Below are 17566 nucleotides of genomic sequence, written 5' to 3'. Positions count from 1 at the left end.
CTTCCTCACAGTATTCGTGTTTCTTTTGATGAAGATCCGGATATAAAATCAGTTGAATCAGAACCACATACTTTTCAGCCAAATAGCCAAAGAGTAATGGAACTGAAGGTTAATGATTTTCCAATAAGTGAAATCAAAAAAGTAGACATAACTGTTCAAAAAACTATTACTGTTACTCACGGTTCATATTCTGGAGCTATTCCTGACTCTGCAGTACTTGAGATTATTCAAGTTAAACAAGGCAATGTTATTTATGAAAATAGTATAGATTACAAATTAAACGCAGGAAACGTTGATTGGTCATTACCTGGTAAAGAACCAGCTCCTGGAAGTAGTTACCTGATAACCTATCGCTGCCGCACTCATATAAGCCCTGAAGATATAAGCGAAGAGGGATGTAAAGTAAGAGGTGCAGTTGATAACAGCTTGGTTCTGGTTGATTACACCTGGAAAATGCCCCGCTATGATTTAATTACTATCGATAGCAAAGGAGTGGTAAGAAGAATAAAAGGCATAGCTCACCCTTGGCGACCATCAATGCCTAGAGCGCCTAGTGGACAACTTTTGCTCTGCTACATTCATCAGACGTGGAAAAAAGGCGAAGGGGTAAAAATAGTGAATAATGCTATTCATGCTGTACCGATGAATGAGCTTGAAGCAATGAAAAAAGGAATAAATGATCTTTATGCGCTGGTTGCACAGGAGCGTTTACGCAGTGATGCAAATTCAAGAGAACCTACCACCAAAAAAGGAGTATTTGTTGATTCATTCTTTGATGATGATATGCGCGATCAAGGAATTTCGCAGTCTGCAGCAATAGTAAACAAAGAATTAATTTTACCTATAGATGTGGAAATTATTGATGTTGAAAGAGGTAAAGAACCTTATCTTTTACCTTATAAACTTGAACCGGTACTGGAGCAGCTTTTACAGACTAAAGGAGAAAAGATTAACCCGTATCAAGCTTTTGATCCAGTTCCGGCACAAATTACTCTAAATAAAAATATAGACCACTGGACGGAGGTTACCACGAATTGGAAAAGTCCAGTAACAAGAGTATTTAATGTTAAAGAAACAACAGAGCTGCTGTCAAGTACTTCATACGAAACTGAATTTATGAGAGAAGCAGTACAGAATTTTGAAATTGAAGGTTTTGAGCCAAGTGAGAAGCTTAAAGAGATAAAATTTGACGGAATAATTATTCAACCTATAGCATAAAAATATGTTAATAGTTAACAATCAAGGACAAATAAGTGGAAAAATAAAAATCCCAGCAAATATTCCAGCAGGTACTAAATTAGTACAGTTTTATGGTGATAAAGGAAGCTATGGAGAGGCAACTTATACTGGTAAAAAAACTATTACCATAGAAGAGAGAAGAAGAATTATCGCAGCAAGAAGAGTTGATCCTTTAGCGCAAACATTTACTTTAAATGAGAGCAGACACATAGGAGGTCTAGAGTTATGGTTTATAAATAAAGGCAAAAAACGTGTTGTTGTGCAGATTAGAGAAACAGCAGTGGGAATGCCATCGCAGACTGTTATTGCTGAAAGCTATATTGAGCCGAAAGATATAAAAGTAGATGGCACAGCAACACGTATAGAGTGGTCACCAGTGTTTTGCCATGCAGAACAAGAGTATGCAATAGTGCTACTTACTGATGATCCTGGTACTGCAGTAAAAATAGCAGAACTTGGCAAATATGATGCAGTAAATAGCCGTTGGGTAACAAGTCAGCCATATCAAGTAGGAGTATTACTATCATCAAGTAATGCAAGCACCTGGACTCCACATCAAAATTTAGATTTAACGTTTCGATTACTAGCTGCAAAATTTAGCGAAAATTCTCATGTTATTGATCTTGGCAAAGTTACAGCAACCAATACTTCAGATTTAATTGTTTTGACGAACGTCGAAAAAGTAGCATTTGATACCAATGTAGAATTTATTCTGACAGATGAAGAAGGAAAAGAAAATTTTCTATCTGATAACTTGCCGCTCGCGCTGCGTGAAAGACTATCTGGAGAGTTAACAGTAAAGGCAAATTTAAAAGGGTCAAAAGAAAAAAGTCCAGTGCTATATCCAGGGTTACAGCTAGTTCTAGGTAATCTTTCAGAGTCTGGAGATTATGTTACAAGAAGTATTACAGCAGGAGCTAACACTAAAATTACCATAACGTATGATGCGCTAATACCTGGCACTGCAGATGTAAAAGCATATGTGCAAAAAAATGTGGATTGGCAATTAGTAAATTTAACATCAGGAAAACCAATTGGAGAAAATTGGGTAGAGAGAACTCATGTGCTGACAAACTTTAATGGCAATGAAACAAGGATAAAATTAGTTTTAAGTGGAACGGTTATCTATCGTCCTAAAGTAAAAAATTTGCGGATTGTTATAACATAAAAAAAATGCCAAATGATAAAACAAGCAGAGAGTATCCATTACCTCATCCAGAAAATATTGCAGTGGAAGATGTAGTACGTATTCGAAGAGCTATAGAAAAAATAAATGAAGATATGAGTGAGAGAGAAAATAAACATAATCAACTGAAAAGTAATTTTGAACGATTTAGATTTGAAGATTTTTTAAATTTATGGGGTAATGAATGACGATTGCCAAAGAAGTAGTTTATGCATTGCATCAGAGACTAAAAGATTTATCCGTAAATGCTACCCCTGATCAACTCGCCTATCTTGCAAAATCTCTAGAGTCTATTGCTGGGCAAAGTACAGTACTTGATATTGTACAGATGACTGATGCAAAATTAAAAGAGCTTCTTGACAGTAGCACAAGTCATTTAAATAAATTAGATAGTAGTAAAAACAATGCATTAGCGGCAATCTCTGAATTAGAAGGAAAGTCGTTAAAGAAAATAGATGAAAAAGGAACAACAAATTTATCACTACTTGATAGCAGAAAAGATTCACATGTTGCCACCATCAATAATGCCGGAGACTTAAATAGCATAAGAAACACATTAAATAGCCTTAAAGCCATAAGCGATATACCAACTGGTTCATCAGTTATGAAAGAAATAAAAACTAGAGAAAAAACACTCACAACCAAATTTGATTCGATTAATGACGTACCAAGTGGTTCATCAATCATGAAAGAGATAAGAAAGCGCAATATGGTTGAATCTGGGTCATTACCATTTTTATTTGGCGTTTTGAGTAGGAATAATGACTATAACTGGGGAAGTGGCCATTTTACAACTGAGCTTGGTAAATGGTATATCGATACGTCATACACTAACAATATGTTTAGCCTTATAGTAGGTTGTCATAACTATAGCACAAATTATGTTTCATTTTATGAGCCACCAAATATGCATTTTATGCAGGGGAAAAATGGAACATTTATCTATAGAGAGTTATATTCACGTTATACAATTTCTTCAAATGAATACTCCTATCCATATGCACTGCTGGGGGTAATGTTTGTAAAAAACACTACAAGCAGCAACATAACAAGAACATTGAATTTTGTTGGTTCAGCATATTGGAGTTCACAATATGAAGGAGCAGGAGCATTTGTAGGAACGCCTAATAATACCAATACTAATAAAGGGCAAATATCGTCAATTAGCTGGCAGAATATTTATAATTTAGGAAGCTCAAGTAGTGGATTTTCTAATTCAGGTAGCGTAATTATTCCAAGCAATAAAACAGTAGCAATCTTATTTTACACATCACCGTATTATTATACGAGTAGCAATAATTATTACACTCAATTTATGCAATGGGGAGTATACAATTTTCGCAGCAATTTTTTAACTACAGGACTTGAAGTAGATGTGGAGAGAACGCTAAAAGCTTGGCAATGTCCAGGATTAGAACGAACTGATCAAATATGGCAATGAGGAGGAATTTGTGACTATTTATATACGTTTTGAAAACCACAAGCAGATTGAAACAACAACACTTGAAAACAAGCCAACTGGAAATGATTGGTATGAAGCGCCAAAGAATTTTGATTGGCAAAAAAGTTATTGTTTAACAGAAGGAGGAGAAATTGCTCAGCGTACTAAAGAAGATATACAAAAGGAGTTACTGGATAATGCGAAGCTTTGTGCATTTGATAGTATGCGTTTCTATTATGATAATCATACTCACCAATATGCAGGTCATTCTCACCAAAAAGCTAAATCTTATGAGATTCAAGCGGAAGCCGCAAAAAGCATTCTAGCAGCACCAGAATCTATAGATGAAAAGGATAAAGAAATTATAGAACCTTTAGCAAAAGTCCGTGGTATTACGGTTATTGAAATGGCAAGAATAATTCAAGAAAAAGCCAAAAAAGCAGTAAAAGCAATAATCAAATGTGAAGAGCTTGAAGATTTAGCCAAGAAGAAAATTAAGGAAGTCAGGGATAAAGAAGAGCTGCAGAGTTTACTCAACGATTTTAAGCAAAAAATGCAAAGAGAGCTAAAAAGGGGCAAAAGATGACAGAACAATTTTTACATGGAGTAAATGTTATAGAGGTTACCTCTGGTGCAAGGACAGTACGAACAGCTAAATCATCAGTGATAGGAGTAATTGGTACTGCACCTGATGCTGACGAGCAAAAATTTCCACTGAGTAGTCCAGTATTAATAGCGGGAAGCTTAAAAGAAGCAGCAAAGCTTGGGAAAAAAGGAACTTTGCCTTCTGCAGTAAATGGAATATTTTCTCAAATTGGTGCAACAGTAGTAGTTATTAGAGTTAAAGAAAGTGAAAACAGCGATTCAAAGCTCAAAGAAAGTGAAACTATTCAAAGTATAATTGGCGGAGTTGATAAAGAGACTGGAGAGTATCAAGGGATTCAAGCATTCCTCAGCAGTGAAAGTATAGTTCATGTTGCCCCAAGAATACTGATTGCACCTCAATTTACTCACCAACTACCAGAAGATGGCAAAAATCCAGTGGTTGTAGCATTAATTCCTATAGCAGAAAAGCTGAGAAGCATAATAGTAGCAGATGGACCAAATACTAATGATGAAGAAGCAATAAAGTGGAGAAAAAGTGTAGGCAGCTCAAGAGTTTACGTAGTTGATCCATGGGTGAAGGTACTTATTAAAGGAAAAGAAGAAATCTTGCCAGCAAGTTCTTTTGTAGCAGGTTTAATAGCTAAAATAGACAGCGAACAAGGATTTTGGCACTCACCTTCAAATAAAGAAATAAACGGTATTGTTGGAACAAGCAGGCCTATTGATTTTACCCTTGGCGATAGAAGCTCTCGAGCAAATTATTTAAATGAAAATGAAGTAACAACGATAATTCATCAAAATGGCTATAGGCTTTGGGGAAATAGAACATGTTCAAATGACTCAAAATGGGCTTTTTTGTCAGTGAGAAGGACTGCAGATTTAATCAATGATAGTCTACTTCGAGCTCATTTATGGGCAGTTGATCGCAATATTACCAAAACTTACATAGATGATATGATTGAGGGGGTGAATTCTTATTTGGCAAATTTAAAAGCGCAAGGAGCGATTATCAGCGGAAAATGTTATGCAACACCAGAGCTTAATACACCAACAAATATTGCAAGTGGGAAAGTGTATTTTGACTTTGAGTTTACACCACCATATCCGGCAGAACAAATAACATTCAAATCTCATCTCGTAAATATAAGTTAGGAGAAAGCAAAGTGTTACCGAAAATACTGAGAAATTTTAACGTATTCGTTGATGGTCGTGGTTATGCAGGAAAAATAGATGAAATAACCTTGCCAAAACTTACCATAAAAACAGATGAATATAGAGCTGGTGGTATGGATATTCCAATAAATATTGATATGGGCATGGAGAAATTAGAAGCAGACTTTACTTTTTCTGAATACGATACAGAGCTCTTTCGGCTATTTGGTCTAATAAATGGGAATTCAGTTTTTTTGACGCTCCGTGGTGGAATGCAAGGGAGTGGTAGTAACGATATTGAAGCTGTAGTAATCAATCTCAGAGGCATATTCAAAGAATTTGATTTTGGTAGCTGGAAACCTGCTGAAAAAGCAACGCTGAAGTGTACTGTAGCTGCCCATTATTATAAACTTACGATAGGTGGTAATGAATTAATAGAGATCGATGCTGAAAATATGATTAGAAAGATAAATGGTGTTGATCAAATGGCCTTGCTGCAAACGATTCTAGGGATTTAATGGAATAGATGGATGCCTTTTCATATAACCACTTTTTTATTGAAAAATTACTGATAATACTGTATAATTAGTAACGTTTTTTAGGCATTTTTGCTATGGCTTTATCTAAATTTCTCGACCCTAAGAATGATATAGCATTCCGCCGTATCTTTGGTACAGAAAAGAATAAAGATATCCTCATTCACTTTCTAAATGATATTTTGAGTTTTACTGGCAAAAATGCAATACAGGATATAGAGTTCTTAAGTACTATTCAAGATCCTGATATTGCATCTAAAAAGCAAAGTATTGTTGACGTGCTATGTAGAGATTCAACAGGAGTGCAATGGATAATTGAGATGCAGGTCGCTAAAACCAAAGGCTTTGAAAAACGTGCCCAATACTACGCTGCTAAAGCTTACTCAAGACAAGCGGATAAAGGTGATCAATACCATGACCTTAAGGAAATTATCTTTATTGCTATAGCAGATTGTATACTATTTCCTGATAAGTCTGAGTATAAATCAAAACACACTATTCGCGATGAAGATACTAATGAGCACGATCTAAAAGATTTTTACTTTGTATTCATTGAACTGCCTAAATTTACAAAAACCAAAGAAGATCAGCTTTTAAATATAGTTGAGAAGTGGGTGTATTTTTTTAAGTACGCTGATGAAACAAGTGAAGAAGAATTGGAAAGGATAACAGGAAGTGACGTAATAATCAAAAAAGCGTATGAAGAGCTAAACAGGTTTAACTGGTCAGAAAAAGAGTTTATAGCATATGAACAGGAGACCAAGCGTATTCGTGATGAACAGGCTGTCCTCGCTCAAAAACTCGATGATGCTAAACATGAAGGAATCCAAATTGGAGAAGAGAAAGGAAAGATTGAAGGAAAGATTGAAGGAAAGATTGAAGGAAAGATTGAAGGAAAGATTGAAGTTGCAAAAGCGATGCTGACTAATAACGTTGATATTAACACTATTGTCAAGTGTACAGGTCTTTCTGTTGATGAAGTTCAAGAATTAATCCAAGTGGAAAGGAAATAACCCCTACTACAACTTTTATATTAGGTTGCCTCTTCAATCAAACACAAAAACTGTAATAAAAAAAATTAGTTATGTAAAAGCCGATATAGACTTTTATTTAATTAACTTTTTCAGGAGAAGTATGCAAGCTATAACACTAAACAACCCAATTACAGTTGATGGTATTTCTGTCTCAGAACTTACCGTTAGACGTCCAAAAGTTAGAGATTATCTTGCTATTGAGAGACTTAATGGTAGTGATCTGAGTAAGGAAGTAACTTTGACTGCCAATTTGACATCAGTTGCAAAAGAAGCAATTGAAGAGTTAGATATTGCTGATTATGTGAAAATTCAAGAGGTATTAAAGGATTTTTTTTCACCGATTATCCAAAAAACTTGAGATTAGAAATACTAGTGCTTGGCTCTATCATAGGTGGTGGAGTTGAGCACATTCTTGATATGGAGATTAGTGAGTTTATTTTATGGAGCAAATTAGCTAGGAAGTTCAAATGTCAGTATTATCGATAAAAATAGGTGCGGTACTTGATGGCAGTTTTAATACTGCAATAAAGGGAAGTAGTAGTCAACTTACCTGTCTTGGTGAGAATATAAGAAAGCTTGATTCATCTTTAAAATCAGTATCAAAGTTTAAGCAGTTGGGTAGTGATGTTTTGACTAGCAGGAGGTCGTGGAAAGGTTTTGAGGATCAGGTAAAATCTTTAGCTAAACAAATGAAGGCAATAGAGAAACCGAACAAAACTTTAAAAGCTGAGTTTGACAAGGCCAAAACCTCCGCAACAAAAGCAAAAGAAGCATATTTGAAAAAGAGAGATGCTTTACATTCATTTAATGAAGAAGTAAGAAAAAGTGGAAGAAATATTAAGTCATTAGTAAGTGACCAATATAAACTTGGCTCTTCTATTGAAGTACTAAAAGGTAAGTATGGTAAGCTTGGATCTGCAATACGTAGTCACCAAAGTTTTTTAGCAAGCAAAGCACATTTTAAGTCACAAATTATAGAGACTATTGGGCTAGGTCTTTCGCTTGCAGCGCCAATTAAAGTTGCCATTAACTTTGAATCTGCTATGGCCGATGTTACAAAAGTGGTAGATTTTAAAAAAGGAACGGATGAAGCAACTAAATTTGCCAAAGGATTAAAAGAAATGTCAAGAATAATACCTTTATCTGCTGCAGAATTAGCACAAATAGCTGCAAGCGGTGGTCAACTTGGCATCAAGAAAGAAGATCTTTTTAAGTTTACAGAAACAGTGGCAAAAATGTCTACAGCGTTTGATATGTCTGCAGAGCAGGCAGGTGATTCCATAGCTAAACTCTCTAATGTTTATGGAATTAATGTTAGTGAAATGGAACACGTTGGTAATGTAATCAATCACTTATCAGATAACACTGCTGCTAAAGCAAAAGATATGGTTGAAGCTCTAGCAATAGTTGGTGGTACTGCAAAGCAGTTTGGATTAAAGTTTGAACAAACAAGCAGTTTAGTAAATGCTTTCATTAGTTTAGGCAAACAACCAGCAAAAGCTGCAACTGCCATAAACGCTTTACTTTCTAAGCTCCAAACTGCTGAGGGACAAGGAAAAGCGTTTAAAGCAGCATTAGAAGAAATGAGCATAACTGCAGAAGAAATGGCCCAAAGAGTAAGCGAAAATGGTCAAGAAGCATTGCTATATTTTTTCCAAACTCTAAAAAAAATGGATAACCAGGGGCGTTCTCAAATCCTGATGAAACTCTTTGGCCAAGAATTTCAAGATGATATTGCATTATTAGCTGGAAGTTTTAACAAGTACGAAGATGCAATAAAGTTATTGGCTAATATAGAAAAGTACGGAAGCTCTCTGCAAAAAGAATTCAAAAATCGTGCAGACACTACAGCCAATAAATTAAGACTCCTTCGAAATGCAATAGCTGAAGTTGGTATGAACCTGGGCTCAGTGATGCTGCCTACTTTAAAATCTATAGCTGAATTTTTACAAGAAAAAACTAGATATATAGCAGAGTTTGCAGAAAAATATCCAACTTTAACCACGGCGATCATGGGTACTGTAGCAGCCTTGATAAGTTTAAAAATTGTAGCAGTAGGACTAGGATACGGATTTACATTGCTAGGAAGTACGATTTTTAGTCTGAAAGCAAACCTATTTGGAGTATTTTCATTTTTATCAGCTACAGTTTTTCCTGCAGTAATAACAGGACTAAGAGCAGTAACACTCGCTATAATGAGTAATCCTATAGGGCTTTTAATTGCTGGACTTGTCACTGGTGCAGCACTTGTTATCACTAATTGGCAAAAGGTGAAGGACTTTTTCTCTAGCTTTTGGAAGTCGATAATAAAACCCATAGAAGAAGCTTTTTCATGGATAGGGGAAAGTGTATTTGGAAAAGTATTGGGGAATAGCCCCCTGAAAGTGTTTGAAAAAAGAAAAAGTATTGTTACTGAAATAAAAGCAGTTCATTCTCCTCTAAAGAGTAATATTCTCAACAGTGGAAATCCTTTGCTAGGTAACAGTATAATTAAAGAATTTTCCAAGAGAAATCAGAATAGTTTCAGAATCAAAAGCCTTATTGAGGAAAAAAAGTTTACAGAGAGCGATAATGATAAGGTATTTGCAGATTTTGCAAGGAGTAAATTTGAAAATAAAGAACAAAATAAAACTCAGAACATCACTAATAATTACACTATCAGCATTAAAGCAGAGCCAAATCAAGATGTTCGTAGTCTTGCAGATGAAGTAATAAAAAGGATAAGAGAAAAATCACGTGATGTTTTATTTGATACAGTAGAGACGTTTTATTGATCAACTATGTTTTTAAAAATTTTTTATTTGTGTAATTTTGCAAATTATATGGGCAATAAAAACCCGTGTGTCATAGAAATAAAATTTTATATCAAACAGCTACCACCTGCTTAAGTCAATGAATATGTTATCTCTTGGTTCATATAAATTTACTCTGATAAGTTTGAAGTATAGTAAAGAAAATCGTTGGAGTGTAATTGAATGTATCGATAAAATGCCTTCACTACAAAATATTGGTCAAGGAGTGGAAAATATAGACTTAGAGGGAATAACTTATTTTCATAACCCTGGAAATTTAAGTCAATTAAATAGTGCAAAAGAAGCAGAAGAACCTCACACTTTGGTTGACAACATGGGAAATGTTTTTGGACAGTTTGTGATTACAAAATTAGAAGAAAAGCAAACATCATTTTTCCCTTGTGGATTGCCGAAAAAAGTTGAATTTAATTTAAGCTTGAAGCGTTATTCATGACTATATACTACTTAGCAAAAGAAAATGATATGCTAGACTATATTTGCTGGAAGCACTATGGATTTACTTCAGGAGTAGTAGAAATAGTATTAGAAGAAAACCCTGGACTTGCGGAATACGGAAGCTTTTTGCCTGCTGGATTAAAGATAAAGCTTCCTGTTATTCAGAAAACAGTACAAAAGTCAAAATTAAAGGTCTGGGAATAAATGCAGCCAGATTTTATAATAGATAAATGTGAATCAATTAAAGATAGAGTTATATCATTGCGCCTCACAGATGAATCTGGGACAATAGACGATGTAGTTGAAGTGTATGTTGATTACAGAGATGAAAACTTAAATATCCCAGATGAATTGAATATTTCTTTAGGGTATAGGGAAATCGGAGTGACGCCCATGGGTATATATACAGTTAATGAAATTACGGTACAGAGTCCACCTAAAACCTTACTAATAAAGGCTCATGCAACAAATTTAAGACTATCATTAAAGGAGAAAATATCTAAAAAATGGCATCAAATTACTTTAGGTAACTTAGTTAAGGAAATAGCAGAAAAGCACGGATATGGGTGCAGAGTTGCAGAAGAATTTGAAAATGTGTTGATTCCACATATTAACCAAACAGAAGAAAGTGATATAAGTTTATTAACAAAAATAGCAATAGAACGCGAGGCAATGGCAAAGTTAGCTGGCGGATACATACTTTTTATTCCAAAAGGCAAAGCAAAGTCGGCAACTGGAAAAGCTTTAGGAACAACAGTTATTATACCTCAATACACGATAAATTGGAAAGTTCATTTTACCGTAAGCAGGTACAACTCAGTGATTGCAAAATGGCATAGCTATGAAAGAGGTGAAACTATATCAGAAACAGTTGGCTCTGGTAGTCCAAGTTATACTATACAGACGCTTTACTCTAATGTAGAATCAGCATTAAGTGCAGCAAATGCTAAGTTAAAACAACTAAAGCGAAATAATGCAGTATTAGATATCACTATGCCTGGTAATCCAGGACTATTTGCAGAGGCGAAACTTAGTTTATTAGGGTTTCATCAAGATATAAACGGTGAATGGATAATTGACAGAGCAGAACACGTATTAGATGGTTCAGGTTATCGCACTGTGTTATCAGCATCAACGTTAAGAAAAAATCAGTAAAACAAATGTTTAATGTTGAAAAAAGTATTGAATATGAATAGAGACTCAAGAAATAAGCTACATTTTTGGTGGTTTATAGTAATAGTAGTATGTGTTATTATTACTTATTGCTATATGAAAGCAAAAGCTGCAGATAATTATAAAACAATATTACAAATTGCTTCTAAGAACTGTAGCTTAGAAGTAGTAAAATTTTCAGCAAATAATCTATTAGATATTAATGTTCAGATCCCTAAGTTAACAGCACTACATTATGCTGCAGAAGAAGGATGTGCAGAGGTTGTAAAGTTCCTAGTAGAAAAAGGAGTTGATATAAATGCTACAAAATATGAAAGATGGACACCTTTACATGCAGCTTCATATGAAGGCAAATTGAAGATAATTAGATTTTTATTAGACAAAGGTGCAGATCCTACCATTAGAGACACAGATGGGAAAAACCCAAGAGATGTAGCTGTACTAAGATCAAGGCACAATAAAGATAAACCTTACAGAGAAATAATAAAGCTACTTGCAGAAGCAGAGGATAGATACGAATCAACAAAAAGTAATCACTGAAGCTGTAAGTTTTCTATGATCTGTATATAAATCCTCAAACTATCCATAATAGATTAATACTTTCACATGAAAAAGCAAAAAATTCCAATTACGGTAATTATTACCATATTAATCCAAACAGTAGCAATCATATGGTGGTTATCCAAGTTAGACTCAAGGGTACAACTTCACGATAAACTTATTGAATATGGTTTAATGGAAAAGGTACTCGTACTTGAGGAAAGGGTGAAAAATCTTTCTGAGGAATTAGATGAATTCAAAGATAACTTAAAGTCTGGTGTATAATGCTTAGACTGCGATTGGCGATTTTTCCAATTTTTGACGTATTGTTCAACTAGTGGAGAATCTCCTGTTATGATCAGTAGGTTTTCAGCATTTCTTTGCTGAGCGGCATCTGAAAAGTTAAATGATCCGGTTATGATTTTTTGCTCATCAATAATAATTACCTTGCTATGAGCAATAGCAGACGCCGTCTTGTCAGTCAACAAAAAAATTATAAAAATTGTCTCATTGCCTAGGCTGTATTGTAAAACTAAAAAATACTTCCAACTCACATCCTGTATAGCGGATACAGATTATAGTTATGTTGATAAGTAAATTTCTGCTGTCTTGTATATATAAAACTAATTTACTTATCAACATACCAATTACATTCAATGAATTTGTGTAAGATGCCATTTTACATAAGATAGAATGGAAGCATTTTTTGATTTTAAAGTACTAAACCTTCAGTTAACCTCCTGGCCCTGTAGTTTTTGATATGGTCAGGATCAAAAGCCTTTTTTGATCTTAAAATACCAAAAACAATATGAAGTAACTTACGCATTGCAGACCCAACTATGGCCATATTATGCTTACCCTTTTCCTTTAATCTCTGGCAAAAGCTCATAATAATAGGATTGTGATTCTTAGCTACTATGGCAGGAAAGAAAAGTGCCTTACGTAATGGTTGTGAACCGGATTTACTTAATCTGGGTTTGGCATATACAGATGAACCTGATGTTATATTTCTCGGTATAACTCCTGCATATGCTGCCAATTGTCTGGCATTTCTAAAAACTTCTATGTCAGGAACCTCAGCTAAAATAGCTACTGCTGATTCCTCTCCTATTCCTGGAATAGTCAGTAGAAGTTGAAAATTTTCCAACAACTCTTTGTGTTGCTTTAATAGTTCACGTACGGAGTTTTTTATTGTTTCTATTTTTTGAGCTATATTCATTGCAAGGTCTTCCCAAGCATTTGCAACTTCTTTGGGCAGTCTCTCTTTTTTTTCTAAGTGGTTATTTACTAATATCAATTCATCTTTTAACGCAACCGAGCAACGATAAAGATGTTTTAATTTTTTCAGTTCAGGAGAAGGTGGTGTCCAACGAGTAGGTTCCTGTCTTTGGCAACAATCAGCAATAATTTCTGCATCAGTCTGATCATTTTTTTGCCGTGTAAGCTTACTTCTTGCGTAGGATTTTATGCAATAAGGATTTACAACACTAACAAAATGTCCAGTATTGTGTAGAAATTCAGCCAAAGCTTCACTATAACAACCGGTAGCTTCCATGCAGGCTTTTACTTGTTCTACATTATGTTTTTGTAGAAAGCTCAGTAAACCTTGAAACCCATGATCATCGTTCTTAAAGCTCCTTTTCCTAGTTTCACGTTTTCCTTTTTTACTTATAAATGAGAGAAAAACATCAAAGCGATCTTTTGATACATCTATGCCAAGAAAGTTGTTGATCATATATAACCCCATACGTTACCATTAAAAATGAAAAGTAAGGCTAACCTTGTTAATACAGAATTAGAACCATTTAGATCTTTCTAAGACGCCGTCCAGCCTATACTTTTGAGAGGGAGCTCTTATCTGCCAAACAGATTTTATATCTAAGGTTTATATCAGAGTTCCTCCCTTCTCCAACTAATGCTTAAGCTTAAAACATTAGATGCTTTTTTCAAGATACAAGGTTTAAAGTCAATCCATATCGGGATTTTGTGCTCAAATAATTCGTTAATTACACTATGTTTTGAACTAGTTTGTGATTCATCTAGGATAACCTTAATATCAACACCACGTTCCTTAGCTTCGATTAGCGACTTTGCAATAGATTTAGAAGTAAATGAATATGCTTGAACCAACGCAGACCTTTTAGCATGTTCTACGGAATCAATTATTAGATTGGTGCAATTTTCTCTAGGAGTGAAACATACAGTAGTACTTGGACAAGAAACACACCCTGATAAAAGTGAGCAAGTTAATAGAACTAATAAATATCTAATCATGAAAAAATACATCCTTTCAGTTGACGGCGGAGGCATAAGGGGCATAATACCAGCCATCATTCTAGCAGAAATAGAAAAAAGAACAAGAAAGAGAGTAGCTGAAATCTTTGATCTGATGGCAGGAACCTCAACTGGTGGAATTGTTATTGCTGGATTATGTAAAAAAGATGAACAGGGCAATCCCCAATATTCAGCCAATGATTTAGTTAAGCTTTACCAAGAGTACGGAGCATATATTTTTAAGTCTTCATTTTTTAGGAGATCAATATTATCTTGGTTTAACTGTGCACAATACCCCAGTAAAAATATTGAGTATGTACTTCATAAATATTTTGGCGATGATATCCTTAAAAACATTTTAAGTAATGTGTTGATTACGAGTTACGATATTCAGAATAACTGCCCATTTTTCTTTAAAAGCTGGAAAGAAGGTAATATTAAGCTGAAAGATGCACTCAGAGCTGCAACGGCTGCACCTACTTACTTTACACCTAAATATCTTAAAATCAACCACAAGGAAATGGTATTAGTGGATGGAGGGGTGTTTGCCAATAATCCAGCGGCTTGTGCATATGCAAGTGGTAAGAGGTTATTTCCAAATGATGATATTCTACTGTTATCGATAGGTACTGGCAGAACAGATAGAAGCATAGAGTATGCCAATTCAAAGAGATTTGGAAAAATAGGCTGGATAAAACCACTATTACATGTGATGTTTGCTTCAAGTTTAGATGCAGTAAATTATCAGTCGGTATAGTTTCTTATGCCTCCCTTCTCACTTTTAACCTCAACTGCATCATTGCCAATTTTTAAAATATTACTTCCTAACTCTCTCAGTATTTTGGCAACTTCTACTTTACTGTTCTCAGAAAATTCTATATACGATGTTGTATTATCTATCTCAATATCTATTAATTCTCCTTCTTGCACAGCACTTTCGCCAGCTTTTTCCAGTTCTTCTAGTTGCTTATCTATCTGTGGCTGAACTTCTGGCTGTAGCTCATTATAGATTTCACCTATCAGTTTATTCTGCAATATGAAACTCTGCACCACTTAGCATTAATTTACGTATTAGCTTTTTTCGATCACTTTTTTCTAATCTGTGAAAATGTGTACCTAATACTACATATTCTGCAAAGCTCCATTCCCCATCATTACATGCATTTAGCCTTCCTCCAGAAGCTAGTACTTTGTCTACAACTTTGTGCAATTCATTTACATTCTTTGCTTCTACTACAGCACTTTTAAACCAGCTCAAAGTTTCTGCACTTGGCTTTATTTTTTTCAAAGCTGAAGTAAATGGATTTAAATCTTCTGCTTGATCGCTTACAGGTTTTGTGCCATATATGTAGTCGAGCCCTTTTCCGTAGTTGATTTGAACGTCTCTATTAGGAAAGGGCACTTCTCCAACCTTTTTAGCCTTATTAATTTTGCTTACAAAAGTGGACTGCTGGTTAGCACGCCCAATTCCTATAATAGCATTTAGCATCTCACCTTTTGATAATTTATCAAGATCAACGTTTAACTCGTAGATGCCTCCTTCCTTATCACCAAAAGGTACGATTATTTTATTACTCATACAATTACCTCCACTATTAAAAATACTTTTTAAGTGTACAATTGTTATACACTCTACTACTCATTATAAATTATAGTGAGTAGATTTGCAAATACTTTCTCTTAATCAGTTTACAAGCTACAACTGTTCTTTCTGCTATAACAATCCGTTTTCTCTAAAGCTAAAATAGCCTGCACTTGTGATAATAATGTGATCAAATAATCTAACGCTTACAGTACTACATGCTGCTGCTAAGCTCTTCGTTACTGCTTGATCCTCTTCTGACGGCTCTAAGCTTCCTCCAGGATGGTTATGTGACATTATTATTAATGCTGCATTTTTTATTAATGCCTTTCTTGTAATCTCCTTTATATACACTGGTGCTTTTTCCATTTCACCAATATAGGATTCTTCTCCAATTAGTTGGCGCCTTTTATTCAAGTACAGTATTTTTACACATTCCCTTTCTGAGTGGCCTATACTTACGTTCAAATATTCTACTAGCCCCTGTAAGTCCATTATTGGCTCACTCTTGAGCTTTTCTCTGAGCACCCTTTCTAGTGTCTCCTTAACACACATAATCATCGCTACTGCAGAATCAGTTACTCCTTCTATAACTTTCAGGTCATCCATTTCTCGACCTAAAATCCTTCCTACTCCTGTATAGGTATTCACCAGATTTTTAGCAATTTCTTGAGCTTGTGGCCTTTCATGTACTGCACTTAGAAACGTTTCCATTATTTCACGATCAAGTAGTGCTTTTCCTTTGCTTTCTAATATTCTGAATTCGATTTCTTCTTTACTTTTATTCATATAATTTACCCTTCACTAACAACAAACTTTTTTTAAATATTTACTGCTGTTTTTTTATCAGCATTGGCATGAAGCCATAGCTTCCGAGTGAAGTCAAATCAATTTCTCAATCTTTTTTACTTATTTTTTTATGAATAGGTAAAGATATTAATATATACTGATTTTTTTATTTTAAACTTGTTGAATTTCGTCTAAAGAGAGGCCTACCGCTTGCAAAATAATATCAATAGAAATTCCTCCTTTTACTAAATCCTTTGCAATTTTCTGCTCTTTTCACTTTCTCTTCGCAAATCCGTATCTCTTCAAGCAGAGATTTTATTAGCGCATAGCGTAATTCTTGACTCTCAATTTTTTTGTATTCTTTTGGGAATGTTCAAAAAAGTGTGTCAAGCCGCATTTTTAGTTCAACTCAATTTTCAACCTATCTGGAAAGAAAATATCAAGTTGAGACATAGTTAAAGCCCAATTAGGGAGAGCCATAATCCACTTTTGCTCTACCTTTTTTATAGCACAATATACCTGTTTGTACAAGGCATTTGTACTAGTAAATGAACCCTTAGTTTTAGTAAATTTCCTGATTTGTCTATGCAACCCCTCAATTGGATTAGTGGTGTAAATCAGCTTCCTAACTGGCCCAGAATACTTAAAATAACTGGATAAGTTTTCCCAATTGTTCTGCCAGGATTTTATAACTAAAGGATACTTTTCTCCCCATTTTCCTTCCAGCTCAAGCAGATAATTCTCAGCAATTTCTTTACTTGAAGCA

General features: G+C 34.7%; 20 protein-coding genes and 4 pseudogenes. 17 read left to right on the top strand and 7 right to left on the bottom strand.

Annotated features, from left to right (window positions below; all coding sequences use genetic code 11):
* The 16 genes from Wcon_RS05230 to Wcon_RS11995 all read left to right on the top strand — a co-directional run.
* On the top strand, positions 1–1218 hold a 1218-nt coding region (locus Wcon_RS05230), incomplete at its 5' end, for a DUF4815 domain-containing protein (protein WP_114517478.1).
* A gap of 4 nt (positions 1219–1222) precedes the next feature.
* The gene (locus tag Wcon_RS05225) at positions 1223–2407 is read left to right on the top strand and encodes a hypothetical protein (protein ID WP_114517477.1); all 1185 of its coding nucleotides are present in this window, start codon (positions 1223–1225) and stop codon (positions 2405–2407) included.
* 5 nt (positions 2408–2412) lie between these two features.
* Positions 2413–2613 (top strand): hypothetical protein, encoded by a 201-nt coding sequence (locus tag Wcon_RS05220; protein WP_114517476.1) that lies wholly within the window; start codon positions 2413–2415, stop codon positions 2611–2613.
* Complete coding sequence (locus Wcon_RS05215) at positions 2610–3866, top strand: hypothetical protein (protein ID WP_114517475.1); 1257 nt, start codon at positions 2610–2612, stop codon at positions 3864–3866. The genes Wcon_RS05220 and Wcon_RS05215 overlap by 4 nt, the downstream gene beginning before the upstream one ends.
* A 10-nt stretch (positions 3867–3876) precedes the next feature.
* Positions 3877–4452 (top strand): hypothetical protein, encoded by a 576-nt coding sequence (locus tag Wcon_RS05210; protein WP_114517474.1) that lies wholly within the window; start codon positions 3877–3879, stop codon positions 4450–4452.
* The gene (locus Wcon_RS05205) at positions 4449–5624 is read left to right on the top strand and encodes a phage tail sheath subtilisin-like domain-containing protein (protein WP_114517473.1); all 1176 of its coding nucleotides are present in this window, start codon (positions 4449–4451) and stop codon (positions 5622–5624) included. Before Wcon_RS05210 ends, Wcon_RS05205 begins: the two co-directional genes overlap by 4 nt.
* 11 nt (positions 5625–5635) lie before the next feature.
* A complete protein-coding gene (locus tag Wcon_RS05200) occupies positions 5636–6142 on the top strand; it encodes a phage major tail tube protein (RefSeq protein ID WP_114517472.1) in 507 nt (168 codons plus the stop codon).
* Positions 6143–6237: 95 nt separating this feature from the next.
* Entirely contained in the window at positions 6238–7173 is a 936-nt protein-coding gene (locus Wcon_RS05195; protein ID WP_114517471.1) for an Rpn family recombination-promoting nuclease/putative transposase, read from the top strand.
* A gap of 121 nt (positions 7174–7294) precedes the next feature.
* Complete coding sequence (locus tag Wcon_RS05190) at positions 7295–7552, top strand: phage tail assembly protein (RefSeq protein ID WP_010405430.1); 258 nt, start codon at positions 7295–7297, stop codon at positions 7550–7552.
* Positions 7549–7680, top strand: a complete 132-nt coding sequence (locus Wcon_RS12495; RefSeq protein ID WP_255356242.1) for a hypothetical protein — start codon at positions 7549–7551, stop codon at positions 7678–7680. Before Wcon_RS05190 ends, Wcon_RS12495 begins: the two co-directional genes overlap by 4 nt.
* Positions 7662–9968 (top strand): phage tail tape measure protein, encoded by a 2307-nt coding sequence (locus tag Wcon_RS05185; protein WP_114517470.1) that lies wholly within the window; start codon positions 7662–7664, stop codon positions 9966–9968. Before Wcon_RS12495 ends, Wcon_RS05185 begins: the two co-directional genes overlap by 19 nt.
* 124 nt (positions 9969–10092) lie before the next feature.
* A complete protein-coding gene (locus Wcon_RS05180) occupies positions 10093–10440 on the top strand; it encodes a phage tail protein (RefSeq protein ID WP_114517469.1) in 348 nt (115 codons plus the stop codon).
* On the top strand, positions 10437–10646 hold the full coding sequence (locus tag Wcon_RS05175) for a tail protein X (RefSeq protein WP_114517468.1): 210 nt from the start codon (positions 10437–10439) through the stop codon (positions 10644–10646). The genes Wcon_RS05180 and Wcon_RS05175 overlap by 4 nt, the downstream gene beginning before the upstream one ends.
* The gene (locus Wcon_RS05170) at positions 10647–11597 is read left to right on the top strand and encodes a contractile injection system protein, VgrG/Pvc8 family (RefSeq protein ID WP_114517467.1); all 951 of its coding nucleotides are present in this window, start codon (positions 10647–10649) and stop codon (positions 11595–11597) included.
* Positions 11598–11609: 12 nt separating this feature from the next.
* Positions 11610–12155 (top strand): ankyrin repeat domain-containing protein, encoded by a 546-nt coding sequence (locus Wcon_RS05165; protein WP_114517466.1) that lies wholly within the window; start codon positions 11610–11612, stop codon positions 12153–12155.
* A 66-nt stretch (positions 12156–12221) separates the two neighbouring features.
* Positions 12222–12440: a hypothetical protein gene (locus Wcon_RS11995; RefSeq protein ID WP_147269155.1), complete on the top strand. Its 219-nt coding sequence runs from the start codon at positions 12222–12224 to the stop codon at positions 12438–12440.
* On the opposite strand, the pseudogene Wcon_RS11990 reads toward Wcon_RS11995, so the two are convergent.
* From Wcon_RS11990 to Wcon_RS05145, 3 genes and pseudogenes are all read right to left on the bottom strand, one after another.
* Positions 12431–12616, bottom strand: a pseudogene (locus tag Wcon_RS11990) (phospholipase D-like domain-containing protein); the annotation flags it as partial. The gene Wcon_RS11995 and the pseudogene Wcon_RS11990 overlap by 10 nt on opposite strands.
* Positions 12617–12867: 251 nt before the next feature.
* A complete protein-coding gene (locus tag Wcon_RS05150) occupies positions 12868–13890 on the bottom strand; it encodes an IS110 family RNA-guided transposase (RefSeq protein ID WP_114517465.1) in 1023 nt (340 codons plus the stop codon).
* Between the two features lie 155 nt (positions 13891–14045).
* The gene (locus Wcon_RS05145; protein ID WP_410543458.1) at positions 14046–14429 is read right to left on the bottom strand and encodes a phospholipase D-like domain-containing protein; all 384 of its coding nucleotides are present in this window, start codon (positions 14427–14429) and stop codon (positions 14046–14048) included.
* On the opposite strand from Wcon_RS05145, the pseudogene Wcon_RS05140 reads away from it, so the two are divergent.
* Positions 14428–15177 (top strand): annotated as a pseudogene (locus Wcon_RS05140) (patatin-like phospholipase family protein); the annotation flags it as partial. The gene Wcon_RS05145 and the pseudogene Wcon_RS05140 overlap by 2 nt on opposite strands.
* Here Wcon_RS05140 and Wcon_RS05135 read toward each other — a convergent pair.
* The 4 genes and pseudogenes from Wcon_RS05135 to Wcon_RS05120 form a co-directional block, all read right to left on the bottom strand.
* Positions 15177–16008 (bottom strand): annotated as a pseudogene (locus Wcon_RS05135) (hypothetical protein); the annotation flags it as partial. The pseudogenes Wcon_RS05140 and Wcon_RS05135 overlap by 1 nt on opposite strands.
* Before the next feature lie 135 nt (positions 16009–16143).
* On the bottom strand, positions 16144–16800 hold the full coding sequence (locus Wcon_RS05130) for a JAB domain-containing protein (RefSeq protein ID WP_114517463.1): 657 nt from the start codon (positions 16798–16800) through the stop codon (positions 16144–16146).
* A 171-nt stretch (positions 16801–16971) separates the two neighbouring features.
* Positions 16972–17164: pseudogene (locus Wcon_RS11985) on the bottom strand (WO male-killing family protein Wmk); the annotation flags it as partial.
* A gap of 35 nt (positions 17165–17199) precedes the next feature.
* Positions 17200–17566: transposase (locus Wcon_RS05120; RefSeq protein WP_147269143.1), on the bottom strand; the 367-nt coding region annotated here is incomplete at its 5' end.

This window comes from Wolbachia endosymbiont of Cylisticus convexus, assembly GCF_003344345.1.
The sequence above is the reverse complement of the archived record's forward strand: the minus strand, read 5'-3'. Positions and strand labels throughout refer to the sequence as shown.

Coding starts and splice junctions, on each gene's coding strand:
- Wcon_RS05145 (WP_410543458.1), bottom strand. CDS start 14,429: ATGATTAGATATTTATTAGTTCTATTAACTTGCTCACTTTTATCAGGG.
- Wcon_RS05180 (WP_114517469.1), top strand. CDS start 10,093: ATGTTATCTCTTGGTTCATATAAATTTACTCTGATAAGTTTGAAGTAT.
- Wcon_RS05205 (WP_114517473.1), top strand. CDS start 4,449: ATGACAGAACAATTTTTACATGGAGTAAATGTTATAGAGGTTACCTCT.
- Wcon_RS05170 (WP_114517467.1), top strand. CDS start 10,647: ATGCAGCCAGATTTTATAATAGATAAATGTGAATCAATTAAAGATAGA.
- Wcon_RS05150 (WP_114517465.1), bottom strand. CDS start 13,890: ATGATCAACAACTTTCTTGGCATAGATGTATCAAAAGATCGCTTTGAT.
- Wcon_RS05175 (WP_114517468.1), top strand. CDS start 10,437: ATGACTATATACTACTTAGCAAAAGAAAATGATATGCTAGACTATATT.
- Wcon_RS05185 (WP_114517470.1), top strand. CDS start 7,662: ATGTCAGTATTATCGATAAAAATAGGTGCGGTACTTGATGGCAGTTTT.
- Wcon_RS05220 (WP_114517476.1), top strand. CDS start 2,413: ATGCCAAATGATAAAACAAGCAGAGAGTATCCATTACCTCATCCAGAA.
- Wcon_RS05225 (WP_114517477.1), top strand. CDS start 1,223: ATGTTAATAGTTAACAATCAAGGACAAATAAGTGGAAAAATAAAAATC.
- Wcon_RS05130 (WP_114517463.1), bottom strand. CDS start 16,800: ATGAATAAAAGTAAAGAAGAAATCGAATTCAGAATATTAGAAAGCAAA.
- Wcon_RS05215 (WP_114517475.1), top strand. CDS start 2,610: ATGACGATTGCCAAAGAAGTAGTTTATGCATTGCATCAGAGACTAAAA.
- Wcon_RS05190 (WP_010405430.1), top strand. CDS start 7,295: ATGCAAGCTATAACACTAAACAACCCAATTACAGTTGATGGTATTTCT.
- Wcon_RS05195 (WP_114517471.1), top strand. CDS start 6,238: ATGGCTTTATCTAAATTTCTCGACCCTAAGAATGATATAGCATTCCGC.
- Wcon_RS11995 (WP_147269155.1), top strand. CDS start 12,222: ATGAAAAAGCAAAAAATTCCAATTACGGTAATTATTACCATATTAATC.
- Wcon_RS05165 (WP_114517466.1), top strand. CDS start 11,610: ATGTTGAAAAAAGTATTGAATATGAATAGAGACTCAAGAAATAAGCTA.